This window comes from Methanoregula sp., assembly GCF_041663825.1.
Lineage (GTDB): Archaea > Halobacteriota > Methanomicrobia > Methanomicrobiales > Methanospirillaceae > Methanoregula.
In genome coordinates, this window is sequence record NZ_JBAYLY010000001.1 from 25,512 (window position 1) to 44,742 (window position 19,231).

Genomic DNA, 19,231 nt, shown 5'->3' on the forward strand with positions numbered 1-19,231 from the left:
TCCATGAAGAAACCACAAGAGCCGGAGAATGAGATCTGTTTCTGCCCGCTTTTCGGGCTGCTCGATGTCATCGCCAAAAAATGGGCGCTTTTGATCATCGCGATTCTCGGGAACGAAGGATCGAAAGGCTTCAATGAATTAAAGAACGAACTCGACGACATCAGCCCGAAGTCGCTCTCGGACACCTTGAAAAACCTGGAGCGGATCGGGCTTGTGGACCGGAAATGCCTGCCGACCTCGCCACCCACAACGCAGTACTCGCTGACCGGTGACGGCCGGGAACTGCGGGGGCACTTAATCCCGCTCCTTGTCTGGGTCTCAAAACGAGGGGCAGAGGATCTTCCCGGCTGTCCGATCCGGATGCGGAACACCGGTTCCAGGAAGGGATGATGGTGAACGCAATCGAGACCGTCGGCCTGACAAAATATTACGACAAACTCTGCGCAGTGGACCATCTGACGCTCTCGGTGAATAACGAGATCTTCGCGCTCCTTGGGCCGAATGGCTCCGGGAAGACGACATCGGTTCTCATGCTCACGACCCTGCTCCGGCCGACCGAGGGGAGCGCTGCTATCTGCGGGCACGATGTCGTGCGGGAGGGAGAGGCCGTACGAAAAAGCATAAGTTACGTACCGCAGGATATGGCCGTCGACATCAAGCTGACCGGGCGGGAGAATGTCCTCCTCTTTGCCCGGCTCTACGGGATAAAAAACCCGAAAGATAAGACCGACGAAGTGCTCGCGATCATGGAACTGTCTGATAGGGCCGACGACCTGATCCGGACGTACTCGGGCGGGATGCGACGGCGGCTCGAACTCGCGCAGGCGCTCGTGCATGAGCCCGAAGTCCTCTTCCTGGACGAACCCACCATCGGGCTCGATGTGGCGGCAAGAAAAAAGATCTGGGAGCACATCAGAATGCTGCGGAAGAACGGCATGACGATCTTTGTCACCACGCACTACATGGACGAGGCCGACCAGTTCTGCGACCGGGTCGGGATCATCAGCCGTGGCGCGATTGCGGCGCTCGATACGCCGGCCGCGTTAAAGGCACAGCTGGAAAAAGATGTGATTACGGTCAGGGTCTCCGGCACCCCGGGTCCGGTAGATATTCCCGGCGTCCACCTTGTCGGCCGGCTGGATGACGAGATCACGTTTGCCGCGGACAACGGGCGGGAGGCGATGCCCCTTCTCACCCGGGCGCTGGAAGCGCAGGGGGTTAAGGTCACGTCCCTTTCCATGCGGGAGCCGACGCTTGACGATGTCTTCCTCCATGCGGTGGGGACGGCCGAGGAGCCCGGGCATTTTGATTTCCAGCAGTTCAGGACAATGTTACGGAGGCGGAAATGAAGGGTATCCGGGAATATATAACAAGGGACATGATCAAGTGGTCACGGAGCCCGGTCTCGGTCGTGTCCATGCTTGTCATGCCGGCAGCCTGGCTGATCTTTGTCGGCCTTGCCCTGCCGGTCACGTTTACCGGGAACTACCTGGACTTCATCGTGCCGGGCATTCTGGTGATGACCATGCTCTCGTCCTCGCTCAACGGCGGGACGCTTCTGATGTTTGACAAAATTCTTGGCTTCTTAAACAAATTTCTCGCCCTCCCCTCGCCCCGGGAGAGCATCCTTCTCGGGAAGATCCTCTTTATTACGATCCGGGGCGCGATCCAGGCAACGATCATCCTTGTCATCGCTGTTCTCATCGGCGCGACCATCCTCTCACCGGCCCAGTACGGGATGATCTACCTGATCCTCCTGCTCTTCGGATTTTTAATGTCAGCGTGCGCGACGACGATTGCACTCTACCTCAGCGACCATGACTCGTACGCGGCGTTCAACACGATGATTGTCATGCCGCTCTTCTTCACCTCAAGCGCACTGATGCCCTATGATGTGATGCCGGCATGGCTGCGGACGATCGCTCATCTCAATCCGTTGAGCTACGCGATCGATGCGGTCCGTGCAGCAGAGACCGGGGTTCTCCCGTTCATGCAGATCGGGCTGCTCATCGTTTTTGGCGGGGTCGTGATCGTAATCTGCATGCAGATGTTCCGGCGGGTGACGGTGTAACACAGATTGCCGTTGCCAGCCCCAACCTGGGCGAATGAAGTTGGACCCACCGGGAGCTGCTCCATTCTCATCAATATTTGTCATGAAAATTTTGAAAACTTCAGTCGATAGAGCAGGCAAATGGAAATTCGAGTTTGGAGTGCAAAATTTTCATTGCTTTGGTGCGAAATCTTTGACTTCATGCGGGTTTTTTTTGAAAACACTCAAGCCTGACAACAGCGAATATGCTATCGATCATACTCCTATGACGACATCGCGCTACGGTTGCTCCACACTCTGCTGTCTTGACAGGCCCCTCTCTGATGGGCTCGCGCTAGTCCGGGAAAAAACCGACCGGATCGAGATCATCTCGGAGGGGTTCCACGATCTCTTCCGGTACCATGAGGCCTGCCAGTCCGTTGACGCGCAGTACTCTGTCCATGCCCCGATATCCGATCTCAACATCGCGAGCACGAACGACTGCATCCGCATGGCTGGCCTTGCTGTCATCGAGGATCTCTGTGGGATCTGTGACAGCATCCACGCTTCAACGCTCGTGGTACATCCGGGCTACTTTCCGTGGGCGAACATGCAGGCGCTCTCATACGACGCACTGCTCCTCTCGCTTGACGCCATCTGTGCGATCCAGCAGGAGCACGATGTGCGGATCGGGATAGAGAACATGGGCGCGTGGGAGTGCCTCCACTTCCGGCAGCCCGACTTCCTGCCGGAACTCGAACGCCGGGATATCGGGTTCGTACTCGATGTCGGCCATGCAAGCATCAACCATGCCCTTGAGGAGTTCGCACACACCAGCCGGCCCTGCCACGTGCACCTCCACGACAACTGCGGGAAAAACGACGACCATGCCGCGTGCGGGACCGGCACGATCGATTTTGCTACACTCCTCCCGCTCCTGCCGGCATCCGCGTCCCGGGTCATCGAGTGCTCCAATATCGAAGCGTACGAGAAGAGTGTAGCATACCTTTCCTCGCTTGAAAACCAAAGGGAACGGTCTCCTGGATAAGTCTGCAAACGACAGATTATACCCATAAAGAAGTAAACGAGATGATCATGCAGGCAGAGATCCCCCGGATCCTGATCGCGGGCACGCACAGCGGCTGCGGTAAGACTACGATCGCGAGCGGCCTGATGGCGGCACTCGTGGCCCGGGGCTTAATTGTGCAGCCGTTCAAGACCGGCCCGGATTTTATCGACCCCTCGCACCACACGCTCATCTGCGGCCGGCCGTCACGAAACCTCGATTTCTGCATGATGGGTGAGGCCGGGATCCGTCGGACGTTTGCCGATGCATCTGCCGGCGCGGATATTGCGGTGATCGAGGGGGCAATGGGCCTCTTTGACGGGCGGGAAGGTTCCGATACCGCAAGCGCCGCACACGTGGCCCGGATCCTCAAGGCGCCAGTTCTCCTTGTCGTGGACGTGCATGCGGTCTCGCGCAGCATCCATGCGGTAGTGAAGGGATTCCGGGACTTCGACCCCCGGGTGAAGATCGCCGGCATCATCTACAACAAAATCGGGAGCGACCGGCACCGGCAGATGATTGCCGAAGAGGAATTTGTCCCGGCGCTCGGCTGGGTGCCCCGGCAGCTGGAGAGCGAGGTAAAGAGCCGGCACCTCGGCCTCGTGATGGCGTCCGAGTCGCCGGCGATGCAGACCTATGGCCGGGTGCTCGCCGAAACGTGCGACATCGACCGGATCCTCGGGATCGCCAGGGCCGCCCCGCCGCTCAGTGTCCCGGCGAGTCCCGCAAAAAACAAACCTGCGGCCCGGCACCGGCCGGTGATCGGGGTCGCACGCGACGCTGCGTTCTGCTTCTACTACCAGGACAACCTCGACCGGCTCGCCCGGGCCGGGGCAGAACTCCGGTTCTTTTCACCGATGGCAGATACGAAGCCGGATGTGGATGCAATCTATATCGGCGGCGGGTATCCCGAGCTGCACGCAGAAGCGCTCGAACACTCACGGTGCCGGCAGTTCATCCGCGAACAGGCAGCGGCGGGCATGCCGATCTATGGCGAGTGCGGCGGGCTCATGTACCTCTGCGGATCGCTTGAAACCGAGGGAAAGGAATACACAATGGCCGGTGTCCTCCCCGGCCGGGCCGTCATGACAAAAAAACTGGCGGCTCTCGGGTACGTGAATGGCGCGTTCGGGAGCCGGCCCGGTCTCTGGACCGGCACGGTAGCGATCCGGGGCCACGAGTTCCATTACTCGAAGGTCGAGTGCGATCCGGAGGCACGCTTTGCGATACGGCTCGGACATGGCACCGGCATAGGGGATGGCAATGACGGGATGACTGAATATTCCACCATCGGGGCATACACTCACGCGTATTTCACCGACGCGTTCTGCAAAAAATTCGTAGCGGCTGCGGCGGCGTACAAGAGATCGACAGGACGGCAGTAAACGATGGACAACAACACGCTTTGTCCCTGTGTGGCCGACGCTCTCTTTGGCACCCGGCAGCTCACGGTCGCGGGAAAAACGGTCGGAATCACCGGCCTCGATGCGGCCTTTGCAGCGGTTCAGGCCCGGGGGCTTGTCGGTGATGCGGAGATCAGTGCAGAACTCATGCGCCGGATCCGGGAGAACAATTACATCCCGCCGGCCATTGCGGATGAGTACGCTGCGGCGCTGCTGGCCGAGTACCACCGGGCAACAAAAAAACAGGAATCCTTTTCTCACGAATAAATACCCGTTTCACTGCCCAGTTTCCTCAAAAATATGCAGGAGATACAGGGAGCATATACACGTGAGGATAAATCGCCCTCCTTTATGGGGGGTATTCTCGAAGGGATGAAAATAAGCCCTATACGGGCTCCGTTTCCGTTCCCGGCATGTCGGCCCCTACCAAAAAAACTCCGATAATCCGCTCTTTTCAGTTCCTGTGGAGAATACACCATATTCTTGCTTGTTTTGCCAAAATACGGCAGGTTTGCCCCTCGCCAAACGGCCATTAATGGCCTTTCTACAGCCCCGGTTTTTGCCACGTATTCCAGGTCATCCGGCCTGGAAAAAGGCCACCGGAACGCGAATATGAGGCTCGTTTTCTCCGACGGAGGTGAGGTAAAAAGAGGGGGGAGCCGCCTTAAAAAAAACCTGCCGTTGCCTGATGAGGTTTATTGTGAGACGTGAGGATAATGGGGGATAAGGCAGGATTGTCTCACAAGAGGATCTCACCAGATCCGCTGCGAAGTTAACAGTCCTGCCCTGCCAGAATCCCCCTCCCGTACACCAAAATTAACATAAACGTTAAGGTTGGTGTACCTAATGAGGAATTTGGGAGAAGGAGCGGGTTATGACAATCGAGATCCTGAAGGCCATGGCAAAGGAGAACCCGGTATTTTCATTTGCCCAGGTATACCAGAAAACCCATATCAAAAAAGAGATCCTCTCGGTCATCCTCTCCCGCATGGAGGAGAAAGGGTTCATCGAGCGGATTGAGAAAGGCAAATATCTGATCATCCCGCTCGGAAGCGAGAAGGGGAAATACACACTCCACGAATTTGTTATCGCCTCCTATCTTGTCGAGCCCTTTGCCATATCGTACTGGAGCGCCCTGCACCACTACGGGCTCACCGAGCAGATCCCCGGCACGGTCTTTGTCCAGACCCCGGCACGCAAGAAGAAGAGCCATAGGGAGATCTTTGGCGTGAATTACCAGATAGTGCGGGTAAAGGAAGAGAAGTTTTTCGGCGTCCGTAAGGAATGGATCGAAGAAACGCCCATCAGCATCACGGACAGGGAGAAGACTATCATCGACTGCCTGGACAAGCCTCATTATGCCGGGGGGATCATCGAAACAGCCAAGGCGTTAAAAACCGGGTCACTTGATTACAACCAGCTCAGAAACTATGCGCTTAAAATTGACAATTTCGCCGTGATCCGCAGGCTCGGGTACCTGTGCGAGAGGATGGATATCCCGGTCAATCTCCCGCTCCCCCCGTCAAAAAAATACCTGCTGCTCGACCCGACGATGCCAGCGAAGGGAACGAACGATCCGAAATGGCGGCTCGTCATCAATCACGATATCGTCCTGCCGGAGTCCCTTTAAATGATTCCCGAACGCGAGATCAAGGAACGGGCCCGTGAGTTGGGCGTGCCCACGTCAACGATTGAACGGGATTATGTGCAGAACTCATGCGCCGGATCCGGGAGAACAATTACATCCCACCGGCTATCGCGGACGAGTACGCTGCCGCGGTGCTGGCCGAATATCACCGGGCAACAAAAAAACAGCAAGGATAGTTCCCGACCCCGGTTTTATTGCGCCTTATTATCCGCAACCACCCGACAGATTTGGTGTGCATCCGACGGACGGGCATGTGATCACGATGACCGGTAATCTCCATCTGGATTAGTTGGTATCCCACTATGAACAAAACCAATAGGGTACTAAAAACAATCATGAAAACCTAATTAAGAACAAGATATTCTAAGAATATTATGCTTGATTATAAGGATTACATCCTCCCCAATATTTTGGAAACAAGCGTTATTCAAGAAGCGATTGATTTTTTCACAACAAGACAGATGATCGATTTGCCCCTCACTGAACATTTCAGTGATGCCGGAGTCTATGCCTTGTATTATTTTGGTACTTTCAAAGAGTATCGGCCGATCGCAAATATCAATAAAAAAGCGAAATCCGTGAAAAAGTATTTTCCTATTTACGTCGGGAAAGCAGTACCAAAAGGATCCAGGACCGCGAGAACGAAAACATCGGTTGAGCAAACTCTGTTCAAAAGATTGGAAGAGCATACGAAAAGTATCGGATGCGCTTCAAATTTGGACATTAAAGATTTCAAGTGCCGATTTGCGATTCTCAGAGATAATGAGGTGGATTTGATCGTTCCGCTCGAATCCGCTTTGATTCGTCAGTATGCGCCACTCTGGAATTCGTGCGTATCAGGATTCGGCATCCATCACCCAGGATCCGGAAGGTATGGACAAAGCAGATCTGAATGGGACACTCTTCATACGGGCAGATATTTTGCCGATAAACTGACGGGAGAGGAATTGAATCTCGAAGAGATCAAGGAAAAAATTTCAGACTATACTAAAAATCTATGATTTTTTCAATTCAACAATAGCCTCGTACAGCTGGTGCCCTTTTGTCGGTTTTGACACCCTGACGTTTGACTGGATAATGCTATTACCGATTCTTTTGGATCGTGGGATATGAATTTCAACAATTTCGAGGCCGACGGTTTCTGCGATTTTTGCAAAATACTCGTCAGTCGGAATCGTTACACCCTGTAATATGCTGTTCCCTATTACGACAAGAGCAGTCCCACCTTTTTTCAAGGTATATTCAATTCCCTTCGAAAATTTATAGCAGTCATTGAAATACGACACAGCGTAATTTGCCCAGCCACTTCCCCCGTAAACTCCTTTCTCGGGGTTAATTTTCCTAATCAGTTCAACTTTTTCAACCAAATCGATATCGGGGACATCAAAGATGAGGTCTATTTTCTCTTTGCCTCTCACGGTCTGCCAAAAATTCCCGAAATTTGATTCTTCAAGTGGTTTCAGATCAGCCGGACCATGTGCGAATCCGAGCCAGAATATTTGGGGCCGTGTATTCCTGTTGTAGTGGTAATTGTTCAGATAAGGCGGTGATGTAATGATTAGATCAACAGTTTTCTTTGAGAGATGATCTTTATAATTAAAAAATGAGTCATTAATTATCCTCGACGTTGGAACTCTCTGGTTGGAGACGGTTTTCTTAATCCATGCGATATCCTTTAAAAATTCCATAAGTTTTTGTACGGTAACTGCTCGGACATCATAATCTTCGATATCCGCTTTACCTGAACCTCTGCGGGTACCTAAACTTGGCTCATATGAATAATTTGAATATTTCACCATAGTCGAGGTAAAAGCCAGTTTAAACAAATCCGCGATATTCTGGTCTTCAATGGTCTCGACAAAGTCCATTAAAATCAGGACTTTGTGAAGAACCTTCGGGCTATAGAAATCAATTTTTGTCTTAAATCCCTGCGGCACTTTGCTGCGGACCTGATATTTTGAATTTAGATTTTTCAGATAAAACGATGAAAACTTTTCAATCTCATCATTGAACTTTCCTTCATCGATCTGGAGACTGTTGATTTTTGTTTTGCAAGAGAAGAATGCATAGGGATTAATCTCAAACCCAATCGAGTCGTTTCCCGTTATGTGTGATTCAACGAGAGTAGTTCCGACCCCTGCAAAAGGATCTAATATTGTACCGGTGCCATCGATGTACCTGTTAATGGAGTCATTGACAAATTCTTTCGAAAAACCTGCAATCCATGGAACCCAGCGATGAATTGGTTGTGTCTTATTACTGGCGAAAGCAGGATCAGAAAAACTTGAATGATTGTTTCCATTTATCGAGGGAGTGATCTTTTCCGAAATCGTATCACCAATAAAACGGTCTAATGATTGGTTCTGATTTGGGATAGATTTCATAATTTTTCCTCATTATTCCCATTATTTCCCATGCGTTGTTTGACGGTTGTTGAGATAAGGGATTTCTCTGCGAGCCAGGCTAATACAATATTCCTGACAATATCTGCATCACCCTCGCCAAATTCTCCTCTCAATTGTGAAATTAACTCCCACTGCCCCGGAGTAAATACAACTTGGACTCGTTTTTTGTCATTCATTTGTGTCTCCGCAAACACATGTGAAACACATTTGGAAGACAATAAGAAATAAACTTATTGATTTGCTCACATCATTTTCCCATGCGTTCCGTGTACTTCAGCGCCTTGTTCCCATGATCGGTGATGCTGTAGAAGATCCAGTTCCCCCTGCACTCGCCTTCGATAAGCCCGCTCTCTTTTAAAACCGTGAGATGGTAGGAAAGTTTTGAATCAGAAATGTGCATGAACCGGTTGATAACGCAGACGCAGAGCGGCTGGTCCCGGAGAAGGAAAAGGATCGTGAGCCGCAACGGGTCGGAGAGGGCATGGTACCGCCGGCTCATCGCGGCCAGTTCGTCTTCACCCGGAACCGCCCGCGAGAGCACCTCCTCACCGCCGAGGCGCTCGATCGCTTCAAAGCCGATATCGGATGTGGCTGCCCGTTTCTTATTGAGGGGTTTTCCCGTACCGCAGCAGGATCTTCCGGAAGATTTCATTTCAAATTATTATGAAATGCCAACATATATACCATTGACCCGCGGATAATGTTTCAATAAAATTTGAAATGAAGTGCCTGACATGGAACAACCAGAGAAATCCTGCTGCGGGAACACCGCACAAAAACCGGCTGCGCCATGCTGCTGCTCCGGGAATAACGGCCCGGCACCAGCGCCGGCGATCCGCACCACCACATCCGCAATCACCGGAAAAGACCGGTGGGGCCACTTCCTTGCCCGGTGGGGCGTCAACCGGATGGGCCGGATCGTTCCGCCGGGCCTGTACCGGCTCGGCAACCCGGACAAGGATTCACCGGTCTTTGCCTCCGCAAACTATACGCTCAGTTTCGACGCGCTCCGGTCGGCGCTTGCCGGCAGGGACGCATGGATCCTCGTGCTGGATACAAAGGGCATCAATGTCTGGTGCGCTGCCGGGAAAGGCACGTTCGGCACCGGGGAACTGATCCGGCGTATTGCGGTGACCGGGCTTTCCGAAGTTGTTGCGCACCGCAAAATCATCCTCCCCCAGCTCGGCGCACCTGGGGTTTCGGCCCATGAGGTTGCCCGTTACTCCGGCTTCTCGGTCGAGTACGGCCCGGTCCGGGCCCGGGATCTCCCGGCATACCTCGCCACCCACACGGCAACACCAGAGATGCGTACCGTCCGGTTCCCGCTTGCCGACCGGCTCGTCCTCTGCCCCATGGAACTGGTGCACACGCTCCTGCCCATGATTGCCGTGACAGTCGTGCTGTACTTCCTTGCCGGCCCGGTCGCGGGGCTCGCTGCGATTGCCGCCGTGCTCGCAGGGACCGTGCTCTTCCCGGCGCTCCTCCCATATATCCCGACGCAGGATTTCTCCATGAAAGGCTTCATCCTCGGAGCCCTTGTCGCGATCCCGTTCGCGGTGACGTTTGTCCGGGCACCCGGCTTCTCCGGCATCGCACAGGTCATCGCGGTGCTCGTCCCGTTCCTCATCATCCCGGCCGTTGTCGCGTACCTCGCCCTCAACTTCACCGGCTCGACCACGTTCACATCCCGCACGGGCGTGAAAAAAGAGATCTTCCGGTACGTTCCAGTGATGGTACTCATGGCCGGCGCCGGGACAATCCTCGGGATCACGCTTGGCGTCCTCCGGCTCACAGGGGTGGCCTGATGTTTGACGCGTACACGGTAAACTCGCTCCGGTATTTCCCGGAAAAATGCATCAACTGCCGGCGCTGCACGCAGGTCTGCCCGCACCGGGTCTTTGCCGAAGGAAAAGATCATGCGGAGCTCGTAAGCCCCCGGGCCTGCATGGAATGCGGAGCGTGCGCGAAGAACTGCCCGGTGCAGGCCATCGAAGTCCAGAGCGGTGTCGGGTGCGCATGGGCGATGATCGGGGCTGCGCTCCGGGGAAAGGATATGGATACAGAGTGCAGCTGCGGGGGAGAGTCCGGCTCGTGCTGCGGCGGGGAGTCGCACGAAGAAGAGCACTGCTCCTGCGAAGGGAAAGGAAAGGGCCGGGATGACGATGGCTGAAATTAAACACCTCTCCTTTCTTGATTCCTACCTGACACTCTGGATCTTCCTTGCGATGGCCGTGGGGATTGCACTCGGGTACTTCCTGCCCGCAGTACCGGTCCTGATCACCGGCCTCTCGGTAGGAACGACCTCGATCCCGATAGCCCTAGGACTCATCCTCATGATGTACCCGCCGCTCGCAAAAGTCCGGTACGAGGAATTAAGGAACGTGTTCCGGGACACAAAAGTCCTCGGCCTCTCGCTCGTGCAGAACTGGATCGTCGGGCCGGTGCTCATGTTCGCGCTCGCCGTGATCTTCTTGCGCGACCAGCCGCTCCTGATGTACGGCCTCATCCTTGTCGGGATCGCCCGGTGCATCGCGATGGTGATCGTCTGGAACGATCTCGCCGGCGGCGACTGCGAGTACTGTGCGGCAATTGTGGGCCTGAACTCGATCTTCCAGGTCTTCTTCTACGCGGTCTACGCGTACTTCTTTGTCACGCTCCTTCCGCAGATTCTCGGCGTCGCTTCCGGCACCGTGGTAAATGTGACCATGGCAGAGATCGCGGTGAGCGTGTTCATCTACCTCGGCATCCCGTTTATCGCCGGGATCTCTACCCGCTTCGCACTGCTCCGGGTAAAATCAAAGGCATGGTACGAGCAGACGTTCATCCCGAAAATTTCGCCGATCACGCTTGTCGCCCTGCTCTTTACGATCATCGTCATGTTCGCGCTCAAAGGCGAATACATCGTGAGCGTCCCCTTCGACGTTGTCCGCGTGGCAATCCCGCTTGTCTGCTACTTTATCATTATGTTCATGGTGAGTTTCTGGATGGCGCACCGCATGGGCGTGGATTACAAAAAATCCACGACGCTCTCGTTTACCGCAGCGTCCAACAACTTCGAGCTCGCGATTGCGGTCGCCATCGGGGTATTCGGGATCGGGTCTCTTGTCGCATTTGCAACGGTGATCGGCCCGCTCGTTGAAGTGCCGGTGATGATCGGGCTTGTCAACGTGGCGTTGTGGCTGAAGAACCGCTGGTACAACGGCCGGGATGATACCTGCACAGGTAACGCACCATGACAAAAAAGAGAGCGTCCTTTTTCTCTGTGCCCACAACCCCGCCCGGTTCCGTCAGGTACGGGACGAAATCATGCACAGGACTGACCGGACCTTCGGGGGATTCCATGCTTAAAGTACAACCGCATCCGGACTATCCCCCGGAAGAAGGCAGGTATCTGAGGGGAAATGATTTCTCACCGGTGGCAGTTGCGATCATCCTGAACACGGAAGCGGAGAATATTCCACCGTGGATCGTCCAGCTGGTCCGAGCAGGTGTGGAGTCCGGGGCGGCGATCTCCGGCACCGTCCAGACCGCAAACATTGGGATTGAAAAGATCATCTGCAACATTGTTGCGGACACAAACATCCGGTATCTTATCCTTGGAGGACCGGAATCTGACGGGCACCATACCGGTGCTGCGATTAAGGCTTTCATGAAAAACGGCGTTGACAAAAAGAAACGCATCGTTGGTACCGATGCCTTAAGCCCGACGCTGTACAATGTCCCGCAGGAGTACATCGACCGTTTCCGCAGCCAGGTCACTCTCGTAGACTGCCAGTTCCAGGAAGAGACCGTCTTAAAAAAAGCAGTCTGGTCCTGCATCCAGGAAAACCCGGTAGAATTCCGGGGGCAGAAACTCTCTGATCCGGGTGCATTCCCGGAACCGCCTTTCAGCGGTAAACTCACCTGGAATGTCACGCAGCCCTGGGCTGAACCCGGCGATGACAGCGAGCGGGTAGCAAAACAGAAGGCTCTTCTGAGGATCGAACAGTTACGGAAAAAACAGGGGCTCTCCAAATTTTGAAATGCCAAAACGACAACAGTTGCAGTCAAAATAATTCGTCGTGAATACCATGGACTCATTTGCCTCAGGATTTGCCGGTGTTGATGCTGCCGGGGACTCCGGCTCCTTTGTGACCTACCTCGACCTCATCCATTCGATGCCGTTTTTTAAGGACTGCAAGCGCCGCAGTTACGAGGCACTGGGGATCCGCCCGGGTTCCGCGGTCCTTGAGATCGGCTGCGGGAACGGTGTCGATGCAACAGCACTAGCAGGCATCGCCGGGCCGGGAGGCAGGGTGATAGGGATTGATGTCAGCCGCACCATGCTTGCATCAGCGCAGGAAAAAAACAGCCCGAAAAGTCCCCGCCCCGGCTACGTACTCTCGGATGCATCCCACCTTGCCTTTGCGGACGGATCGTTTGATGCGGTCCGGACAGACCGGGTGCTCCAGCATACCAGCGATATCTTTGCGGTCTTAAAGGAGATGGCCCGGGTGACCCGGCCCTCCGGAAAGATTGTTGTGTTCGAGCCCGACTGGGAGACGTTTGTTCTCTGGCCCGGGAAACGCGAGGTTGCCCGGAAGATCCTCAACTTCTGGTGCGACCATATCCCGAACGGATGGGCGGGCCGTACGCTTCCTGCGGCGTTCTCGGATGCAGGGCTCGAAGGGGTCACTGTCACACCCCGTTGTCTTGTCATCACCGACCTCGCGCTGGCGAGGAGGGTCTTTGATCTTGAGACGACCCTCACGCTGGCGGTCGAGGCCGGTGTCCTTGATTCCCGCGAGGCAGAATTCTGGGCAGGAGAGCAGGCACAGGCCGGTGCAGCCGGGCGGTTCTTTTCCTCGCTGACCTTCTACCTGGTGACCGGCACAAAGCGGGAATGAGCCGGGATTACCGTTCGGCAGTCCTTTTTTACTCCCCAGTTCCCGGGAGAAACTGTTTAAGGGCGGCAGTCCATTTTGAGAGTGAGGAACATGAACAGGCCCCGCATCCTTTTTGTCTGCACCGCAAACGCGGCCCGCTCCCAGATGGCGGAGGGCTACCTGCGGGCAAAGTATGGCGACAAATACGAGGCGTTCTCGGCCGGCTTCCGCCCCGCCGGGAGGGTGAGCACCCGTGCGATCGAGGCAATGAAGGAGGTCGGGATCGATATCTCCGGTCACCAGCCAAAGTCGCTCGCAACATTTGACGGCGTCACGCTCGATCTCGCGGTCACGCTCTGCGACAACGCCCGTGCGGTCTGCCCGGTCGTCCCGTCCGCGAAAAAAACAATCCACCACGGATTTCCTGACCCTCACCTCACCCCGGGCACCGATGAGGAGATCCTTGACGGGTACCGGCGGGTCAGGGACGCGATCTGCTCGTGGATCGATATGACATTCGGGATGGGGATGCCGGGATAAAACCGGACTGTAGTTCAGACTGGCACAAAAACGGGTATTGGAAGAAGAGAGAAAATTGTTAGGAACCGTGAGATTTTCTAGTTCGCAGCAGCCCCTGTAATCCGTGCCTCGTAGAGGTTCCGCATCGCATCTGGGATATAATGCCGGGTAATAGTTCCTTCCCGCCGTTGTTCGATGATCCGGTCGTTCAACAGGCCTGCCATATGCCAGCTCACCGAAGGACCGGAGATCCCCGCAAGCAGGCCAATCTCTTTTCTGGAGATTCCCGGGTGCTGATCGATAATCTCCAGGATCTTTCTCTCACGGGGTTGTTTAAGGTGGAGCATTATAGCCTGCTCATCCCTTGTGAATTTACCGGAATTTTCAAAATATCCCTCCGATTTTTTGCATTCAACTGAAGTGACCGCCCCAAAATTCATCAGGACTCTGATATGGTAAATAAGATTCTTGTACGTGAAACCGGTTGCTTCTTTTATGTCGTGCAGGTGCGCGCCCGGGTGTTCCCTGACGTACTGGAAGATCGTCTCGCGCGACCGGGTTGTTAAGATATTTTTCTTTGTCACGCGCCTGAAACCGCCGACAAGAGTGAATTGTGTGGCCGACAGGTACTTGCCAAGGCAGATGACGCACGGGGTCAGCGCCGCGATCCCAAGAAGGAGAAGCACGCCGGGCGGCAGATCGGCAAGGCTGATCGGCGTCGGGGCCGGATCGTTGAGGAGCACCGTGTCCGCTGAATGCGGTGTGAAATAGAGCTCGCTGTACTCCGGGTAGAGTCCGTAGGCCGGCTGGACAACATAGCCACCGGTTTCGACAGCTCCCACGCCTTCTGTTATAATCAGCAGGAACACCAGCAGGACGATACTGGATCCATACAATTTTCTCATTTACGGTCTCCTCTCCATCAATCACACCGCGAGCAGCATGAACTGCTGCGTCCCTTTAACGTGCTCTCCTTCGACCACCGCATACCAGTCTCCGGCTGAGATACCATTCAGCCGGGAGATCTGGACATAGATCCTGCCGTTTTTCCGACCGTCGCTCTCATCGTAGTACGGCCCCATCTTCCCGTCGGGTGCAAAGATTGTCAGTTTCATGGAGCTGTTCTGGTCCTGCCAGTACAGATCGTACGTGAACCGGTCGAGATCTTTGGGCATCACCCGGTGGAAGGATTTCATCTCTCCCTGCGTTACGGATTGATCCATGTACCCGACGATCCTGCACCCGCTTTTATCCGTAACTGCATTTTCCAGACCCATGTCCAGTTTCTGCGATACATTCAGGTTCCTGATATTTACCGGTCGGTCGGTTTCGTCCCAGACATTGGCACCGTGAGGGCATTCAGGATAGTCATCCGTCCCCCAGGGAGTCCGGCTGCCCCAGTAGTAGGGCTGGCTCCAGATGTGTTCGAGCAGTTTTGGATCGACGTTTGCTTTGATCAGATCCAGATTCTCTTGTGTATAGGCAATTTGTTCAACCTGCCCGATGGTGATATTCTCGCCCCAGTGATCGTTGAGCCATTTCTGGCCTTCCTCCGTGTACGTCCCGGATATCTCAAACGCCATGGCTGTGGTTATTAAGAATGCTGCAAGAATGAACACACCGCAGGTAACATGATGCTTTTTCATCGGGCCACGATCCATTTGCCGGTTATCCCCGGGATCACTACAGACAATCCTCCATTTAGTATATCTTTATAAAAAGATTGTTCCAAAATCGTCTACGTATCACTTTTTTCATCGCACGTGCCGGGAAATTCCAGTGATCCGGTTTATCGGGGTTCCGTTATCCCGTTCCTTTCATGCAGGCTCACCAAAAAAATGATGCGCGATGTGTAGACGGTTTTGGAATAAAACGTATTTAATGAGATGATGAGGGTTATCCGTTCAGGTCGGGAAATCCCGGGGATCATGATCCGGGATGCTTCACAGACCCGGACAACAAAGTCTGCCGACCGGGCGGAAGCCCTGACCGGCAGGAATGGAAGTGAAACACCATGAATTTATCGTTGAATGAAATGAATGAATCGCACTTTTTGATTGTAATGGTTTTTATACTCCTTATGGTTTCCATCCTGACTCCCGTCAGTGCCGCATCAACGGATATAAAGATCCCCACCAGCGGATCGGTGATGTATCCGGGGTTTGTTGTCACGGACGGACACCTCATTGCAACAGCAGCGAGCGGTTCCACAGATCTGAAGTTGTATAACACAGATGGATCCTTTTACAAAAGTGTTTCTGTCACAAACGACCAGCGACAGTACGATGCCCTCACACTGTCCGAGGGCTCCCTCTACTACTCACTCTATGACCCGGCAGAACCGGGATATTTCCGGAATGAAACCGTTTATGAATATAATCTTACTACAGGGGAAAAACGGCTTATCTACGTAACCGATGGCCCGCAGCAACAGGTTACAAAAATTGTTGCCTACGGGGACCGTGTCGTGATGAGGGGAGGCGTAAGCGACAGGAAACTCATTCTCTATACGAAGTCCACAGGTTCGGTTACGACCCTCTTCACCTCCCGCGACTGGATCCATGGCCTTGCCATTGACGGCGACCGGATCATGTGGGGGTGCGAACGGGTCGATAAGGAACCCGGGCGAGAGATCCATGTGTACACGATCTCCAAGGGAACCGATTACATTATCCCGGAGAGCAAATCAATAAAAACATGGGGATACGGTGATATCTCCGGCGATAGGGTTGTCTGGGACATCGCCACAAACGATCCCGATACCTCAACAGGGCATCCCGATCTTATATCTGTAGGGGATACCATCCAGCTGACCAGCCTTTCGACCGGCAAAACGACAGCGATCGAATCGATCGGAGCTCCCGACAGCCCGTTTATTTCCGGGGATATGGTTGTATACCTGAAACAACCCTCTGTAGATTACAATACAACAGATACCGGCGTGATCCGGACCTACAACATCAAAACCGGTTCTTTCAACGAATTCGGTTCAAAGATCGCCTTTATCACCGATGTGAAAGGGGATCTCGTCATCTGGGGCCGGTACAGCCCGATGTCATTCTTTGCGACCACGCTCAATGGCACGCTGCCGATTGTGACGCCGACGACACCTGTGCAGAGCACTACGCAGATCCCGGGTACCGCGAAGCAGGCAGCCACCACTCCCCCGGGCAGTCCGGTGGATCCGGTCGCGATCGTATCGGCCCTTGCAACCGGTGTTGCCGGTTATGCCGTCATGAAGAAGAGGCAGTGACCGGCCTTCATTTTATTTTCCGATTTTTTGTGATTGAAGTACACGACCGGTTGTTCTTACTTTACCCATGCATACGATGCACGCTGTGTAGACAGTTTTGGAATAAAACGTATTTACCGCCCTGCTGATACTCCCCCGTTCAGATCGGTGGACTATACGCATCAACCTCTGCACGGGTCCCCGAAATGAACACGCAAAAACGCCGATTGATCTGACCCCCAATCGGCTCTAGGGAAGAAAACGAATGAAACCTTACCTGAACCTACCGGTACTGGCCGGACTCCTTGTCCTGCTGGTAGTTGTCGCACCTTCCGTAAACGCATTTGAAATCTCCGGCACGTACACGGAGGAAGGCCAGAAATGGCTCAATGAACACTGGGGAGAGAACATCACTATCGGGCAACTTGAACAAATTGCCTATACACAAGAGAATCTGGATCTGATCAAAGCAAACGTAGATCCCAAACTACTCAAACAAGTCTGGAGCCAACCCTATTACTGGGGAGAACGGTATCCTCCCAAAGAGGTTACACCCGGCCCCAAAATCTTTGATGAGAACGACCAGTATGTTCCCGACCCGACCGGTAAACTGTACGCCGGCATCATGAGCGGCGAGATCGTCTCCATTCGATCCGGCATGGTCATCGATGCAGACAGCCGGACCTGCAATGCAAGCACCTGGGTTTCTTCACATCACTACCCGTGAAGAAGCACACACTTTTTTTATTACGGTTGCATTCATGGGCAAAGATACTTTTTTCAAAACATTCATCATGCCCCGCTCCCACCATTGAACTATTCGGGACGTGGCAATAATGACCGGACCAAAAAAGAAGCGGGAGAACATCTACGCGGACTCGCTCGCGTTCCACGAGAAATATCACGGCAAGATCGAGGTCCATTCAAAAGTCCGTCTGAAAAACCGGCACGACCTCTCGCTTGCCTATACCCCCGGGGTCGGGGCGGTCTCACGGGAGATCGCAAAAGACAAGGAACTGGCCTGGAAATACACGCTCAAGGCAAACACGATCGCGATCGTCTCGGACGGCTCCCGCGTCCTCTCGCTCGGGAACATCGGGGGCTACGCCGCGATCCCCGCGATGGAAGGAAAGGCACTCCTTTTCAAGAAACTCGCCGGCATCGATGCCTTTCCGATCTGTTTTGAGAAATCCCACCCGGGCCTTGCCGACGACATAAAAAACATCGCGCCGGTCTTTGGCGGGATCGCGCTCGAAGACATCGCGGCCCCCCGGTGCTTCGAGATCGAGGAGGCACTCCAGGGTATCGGGATCCCGGTGATGCACGACGACCAGCACGGGACGGCCGTGGTCGTGCTCGCCGCACTCTTAAACGCCTGCCGGGTGACAAAAAAACAGTTCGGGGATTTGAACGTCGTCATCTGCGGGGCCGGGGCGGCCGGCTTTGCCATCACCCGCATGCTCCGGCACATCGGCTACGACCCTGACCTCTTCCCGAGCGTAAACGACATCATCGTCTGCGACACGCAGGGGATTGTCCACCGGGACCGCGAAGGGCTGTACGCCAACAAGTACAAGTTCATCATCGGGGACGAGACGAATAAAACCGGGCGGACCGGCACGCTTGCCGATGCGATGGAAGGTGCGGATGTCTGCATCGGCGTCTCGGTGCCGGGGATCGTGACGCCGGCCATGATCCGCACGATGGCAGACGACCCGATCATCTTTGCGCTCGCGAGCCCGATCCCGGAGATCCTGCCAAAAGACGCACTCCTCGCCGGGGCGGCCGTGGTCGGCACGGCACGGAGCGATTACCCGAACCAGATCAACTACGCGCTCGCCTTCCCCGGCATCTTCCGGGGCGCTCTTGACGTGTGTGCGACCCGGATCTCCGATGAGATGAAATTCGCGGCTGCCCACGCCCTCGCAAATTACGTGAAGCGCCCCCGGAAGGACTGCATCCTGCCCCGGGTCTTAAACCGGGGTGTGGTCAAGGCTGTCGCCGGGGCCGTGAGCGAGGCGGCCGTCGCAAGCGGATGTGCCCGGGAATTTAAAAATCCGTAAT

22 protein-coding genes are annotated in these 19,231 nt (G+C 54.5%); 17 read left to right on the top strand and 5 right to left on the bottom strand.

What is annotated here, in order from left to right; translation table 11 throughout:
* The first annotated feature begins 3 nt into the window (after nt 1-3).
* From WCX19_RS00150 to WCX19_RS00185, 8 genes are all read left to right on the top strand, one after another.
* Nucleotides 4-390 (top strand): winged helix-turn-helix transcriptional regulator, encoded by a 387-nt coding sequence (locus WCX19_RS00150; RefSeq protein WP_373003144.1) that lies wholly within the window; start codon nt 4-6, stop codon nt 388-390.
* A 2-nt stretch (nt 391-392) separates the two neighbouring features.
* Nucleotides 393-1,349, top strand: a complete 957-nt coding sequence (locus WCX19_RS00155; protein WP_373003672.1) for an ATP-binding cassette domain-containing protein — start codon at nt 393-395, stop codon at nt 1,347-1,349.
* Nucleotides 1,346-2,071, top strand: coding sequence for an ABC transporter permease (locus WCX19_RS00160; protein ID WP_373003147.1), 726 nt, complete (start codon nt 1,346-1,348; stop codon nt 2,069-2,071). Before WCX19_RS00155 ends, WCX19_RS00160 begins: the two co-directional genes overlap by 4 nt.
* Nucleotides 2,072-2,264: 193 nt before the next feature.
* Nucleotides 2,265-3,077, top strand: a complete 813-nt coding sequence (locus WCX19_RS00165) for a sugar phosphate isomerase/epimerase family protein (RefSeq protein ID WP_373003150.1) — start codon at nt 2,265-2,267, stop codon at nt 3,075-3,077.
* A gap of 47 nt (nt 3,078-3,124) precedes the next feature.
* The gene (locus WCX19_RS00170) at nt 3,125-4,480 is read left to right on the top strand and encodes a cobyrinate a,c-diamide synthase (protein WP_373003153.1); all 1,356 of its coding nucleotides are present in this window, start codon (nt 3,125-3,127) and stop codon (nt 4,478-4,480) included.
* Between the two features lie 3 nt (nt 4,481-4,483).
* Nucleotides 4,484-4,765, top strand: a complete 282-nt coding sequence (locus tag WCX19_RS00175) for a hypothetical protein (protein ID WP_373003156.1) — start codon at nt 4,484-4,486, stop codon at nt 4,763-4,765.
* A gap of 607 nt (nt 4,766-5,372) precedes the next feature.
* Nucleotides 5,373-6,128: a hypothetical protein gene (locus tag WCX19_RS00180; protein ID WP_373003158.1), complete on the top strand. Its 756-nt coding sequence runs from the start codon at nt 5,373-5,375 to the stop codon at nt 6,126-6,128.
* A 392-nt stretch (nt 6,129-6,520) separates the two neighbouring features.
* Nucleotides 6,521-7,147: an Eco29kI family restriction endonuclease gene (locus WCX19_RS00185; protein WP_373003161.1), complete on the top strand. Its 627-nt coding sequence runs from the start codon at nt 6,521-6,523 to the stop codon at nt 7,145-7,147.
* Here the strand turns inward: WCX19_RS00185 and WCX19_RS00190 are convergent.
* The 3 genes from WCX19_RS00190 to WCX19_RS00200 form a co-directional block, all read right to left on the bottom strand.
* Nucleotides 7,142-8,530, bottom strand: coding sequence for a DNA methyltransferase (locus WCX19_RS00190; RefSeq protein ID WP_373003164.1), 1,389 nt, complete (start codon nt 8,528-8,530; stop codon nt 7,142-7,144). The two genes, WCX19_RS00185 and WCX19_RS00190, sit on opposite strands and share 6 nt — an antisense overlap.
* Nucleotides 8,527-8,727: a hypothetical protein gene (locus WCX19_RS00195; RefSeq protein ID WP_373003167.1), complete on the bottom strand. Its 201-nt coding sequence runs from the start codon at nt 8,725-8,727 to the stop codon at nt 8,527-8,529. Before WCX19_RS00195 ends, WCX19_RS00190 begins: the two co-directional genes overlap by 4 nt.
* A 71-nt stretch (nt 8,728-8,798) precedes the next feature.
* Nucleotides 8,799-9,203: an ArsR/SmtB family transcription factor gene (locus WCX19_RS00200; protein ID WP_373003170.1), complete on the bottom strand. Its 405-nt coding sequence runs from the start codon at nt 9,201-9,203 to the stop codon at nt 8,799-8,801.
* Between the two features lie 82 nt (nt 9,204-9,285).
* Here WCX19_RS00200 and hgcA point away from each other — a divergent pair, with 82 nt between their 5' ends.
* The 6 genes from hgcA (at nt 9,286) to WCX19_RS00230 (ending at nt 13,956) form a co-directional block, all read left to right on the top strand.
* Nucleotides 9,286-10,356 carry a mercury methylation corrinoid protein HgcA gene (gene hgcA, locus WCX19_RS00205; protein WP_373003173.1) on the top strand — a complete coding sequence of 357 codons (1,071 nt, stop codon included), beginning with the start codon at nt 9,286-9,288 and terminating at the stop codon, nt 10,354-10,356.
* Nucleotides 10,356-10,721, top strand: coding sequence for a mercury methylation ferredoxin HgcB (gene hgcB / locus WCX19_RS00210; RefSeq protein WP_373003176.1), 366 nt, complete (start codon nt 10,356-10,358; stop codon nt 10,719-10,721). The genes hgcA and hgcB overlap by 1 nt, the downstream gene beginning before the upstream one ends.
* Nucleotides 10,714-11,787: an ACR3 family arsenite efflux transporter gene (gene arsB / locus WCX19_RS00215; protein ID WP_373003179.1), complete on the top strand. Its 1,074-nt coding sequence runs from the start codon at nt 10,714-10,716 to the stop codon at nt 11,785-11,787. Before hgcB ends, arsB begins: the two co-directional genes overlap by 8 nt.
* Entirely contained in the window at nt 11,784-12,572 is a 789-nt protein-coding gene (locus tag WCX19_RS00220) for a tetrahydromethanopterin S-methyltransferase subunit A (protein ID WP_373003182.1), read from the top strand. Before arsB ends, WCX19_RS00220 begins: the two co-directional genes overlap by 4 nt.
* A gap of 49 nt (nt 12,573-12,621) precedes the next feature.
* Nucleotides 12,622-13,437: a methyltransferase domain-containing protein gene (locus tag WCX19_RS00225; RefSeq protein WP_373003185.1), complete on the top strand. Its 816-nt coding sequence runs from the start codon at nt 12,622-12,624 to the stop codon at nt 13,435-13,437.
* 90 nt (nt 13,438-13,527) lie between these two features.
* On the top strand, nt 13,528-13,956 hold the full coding sequence (locus tag WCX19_RS00230; protein ID WP_373003188.1) for an arsenate reductase ArsC: 429 nt from the start codon (nt 13,528-13,530) through the stop codon (nt 13,954-13,956).
* 77 nt (nt 13,957-14,033) lie between these two features.
* Here the strand turns inward: WCX19_RS00230 and WCX19_RS00235 are convergent, their stop codons facing one another.
* Nucleotides 14,034-14,840, bottom strand: a complete 807-nt coding sequence (locus tag WCX19_RS00235; RefSeq protein ID WP_373003191.1) for a winged helix-turn-helix transcriptional regulator — start codon at nt 14,838-14,840, stop codon at nt 14,034-14,036.
* Nucleotides 14,841-14,861: 21 nt separating this feature from the next.
* Entirely contained in the window at nt 14,862-15,581 is a 720-nt protein-coding gene (locus WCX19_RS00240) for a hypothetical protein (protein ID WP_373003194.1), read from the bottom strand.
* A gap of 434 nt (nt 15,582-16,015) precedes the next feature.
* Here WCX19_RS00240 and WCX19_RS00245 point away from each other — a divergent pair, with 434 nt between their 5' ends.
* The 3 genes from WCX19_RS00245 (at nt 16,016) to WCX19_RS00255 (ending at nt 19,230) form a co-directional block, all read left to right on the top strand.
* The gene (locus WCX19_RS00245; protein WP_373003197.1) at nt 16,016-17,188 is read left to right on the top strand and encodes a hypothetical protein; all 1,173 of its coding nucleotides are present in this window, start codon (nt 16,016-16,018) and stop codon (nt 17,186-17,188) included.
* 244 nt (nt 17,189-17,432) lie between these two features.
* Nucleotides 17,433-17,894: a hypothetical protein gene (locus WCX19_RS00250; RefSeq protein ID WP_373003200.1), complete on the top strand. Its 462-nt coding sequence runs from the start codon at nt 17,433-17,435 to the stop codon at nt 17,892-17,894.
* Nucleotides 17,895-18,003: 109 nt separating this feature from the next.
* On the top strand, nt 18,004-19,230 hold the full coding sequence (locus tag WCX19_RS00255; protein WP_373003203.1) for an NADP-dependent malic enzyme: 1,227 nt from the start codon (nt 18,004-18,006) through the stop codon (nt 19,228-19,230).
* Nucleotide 19,231: the final 1 nt, after the last annotated feature.

What these genes read in the sequence shown, in the direction of transcription:
- WCX19_RS00200 (WP_373003170.1), bottom strand. Translation starts at nt 9,203, where the DNA reads ATGAAATCTTCCGGAAGATCCTGCTGCGGTACGGGAAAACCCCTCAAT.
- arsB (WP_373003179.1), top strand. Translation starts at nt 10,714, where the DNA reads ATGGCTGAAATTAAACACCTCTCCTTTCTTGATTCCTACCTGACACTC.
- WCX19_RS00180 (WP_373003158.1), top strand. Translation starts at nt 5,373, where the DNA reads ATGACAATCGAGATCCTGAAGGCCATGGCAAAGGAGAACCCGGTATTT.
- WCX19_RS00190 (WP_373003164.1), bottom strand. Translation starts at nt 8,530, where the DNA reads ATGAAATCTATCCCAAATCAGAACCAATCATTAGACCGTTTTATTGGT.
- WCX19_RS00235 (WP_373003191.1), bottom strand. Translation starts at nt 14,840, where the DNA reads ATGAGAAAATTGTATGGATCCAGTATCGTCCTGCTGGTGTTCCTGCTG.
- WCX19_RS00230 (WP_373003188.1), top strand. Translation starts at nt 13,528, where the DNA reads ATGAACAGGCCCCGCATCCTTTTTGTCTGCACCGCAAACGCGGCCCGC.
- WCX19_RS00225 (WP_373003185.1), top strand. Translation starts at nt 12,622, where the DNA reads ATGGACTCATTTGCCTCAGGATTTGCCGGTGTTGATGCTGCCGGGGAC.
- hgcB (WP_373003176.1), top strand. Translation starts at nt 10,356, where the DNA reads ATGTTTGACGCGTACACGGTAAACTCGCTCCGGTATTTCCCGGAAAAA.
- WCX19_RS00245 (WP_373003197.1), top strand. Translation starts at nt 16,016, where the DNA reads ATGGTTTCCATCCTGACTCCCGTCAGTGCCGCATCAACGGATATAAAG.
- hgcA (WP_373003173.1), top strand. Translation starts at nt 9,286, where the DNA reads ATGGAACAACCAGAGAAATCCTGCTGCGGGAACACCGCACAAAAACCG.
- WCX19_RS00195 (WP_373003167.1), bottom strand. Translation starts at nt 8,727, where the DNA reads ATGAATGACAAAAAACGAGTCCAAGTTGTATTTACTCCGGGGCAGTGG.
- WCX19_RS00175 (WP_373003156.1), top strand. Translation starts at nt 4,484, where the DNA reads ATGGACAACAACACGCTTTGTCCCTGTGTGGCCGACGCTCTCTTTGGC.
- WCX19_RS00160 (WP_373003147.1), top strand. Translation starts at nt 1,346, where the DNA reads ATGAAGGGTATCCGGGAATATATAACAAGGGACATGATCAAGTGGTCA.
- WCX19_RS00220 (WP_373003182.1), top strand. Translation starts at nt 11,784, where the DNA reads ATGACAAAAAAGAGAGCGTCCTTTTTCTCTGTGCCCACAACCCCGCCC.
- WCX19_RS00150 (WP_373003144.1), top strand. Translation starts at nt 4, where the DNA reads ATGAAGAAACCACAAGAGCCGGAGAATGAGATCTGTTTCTGCCCGCTT.
- WCX19_RS00240 (WP_373003194.1), bottom strand. Translation starts at nt 15,581, where the DNA reads ATGAAAAAGCATCATGTTACCTGCGGTGTGTTCATTCTTGCAGCATTC.
- WCX19_RS00185 (WP_373003161.1), top strand. Translation starts at nt 6,521, where the DNA reads ATGCTTGATTATAAGGATTACATCCTCCCCAATATTTTGGAAACAAGC.
- WCX19_RS00255 (WP_373003203.1), top strand. Translation starts at nt 18,004, where the DNA reads ATGACCGGACCAAAAAAGAAGCGGGAGAACATCTACGCGGACTCGCTC.
- WCX19_RS00250 (WP_373003200.1), top strand. Translation starts at nt 17,433, where the DNA reads ATGAAACCTTACCTGAACCTACCGGTACTGGCCGGACTCCTTGTCCTG.
- WCX19_RS00170 (WP_373003153.1), top strand. Translation starts at nt 3,125, where the DNA reads ATGCAGGCAGAGATCCCCCGGATCCTGATCGCGGGCACGCACAGCGGC.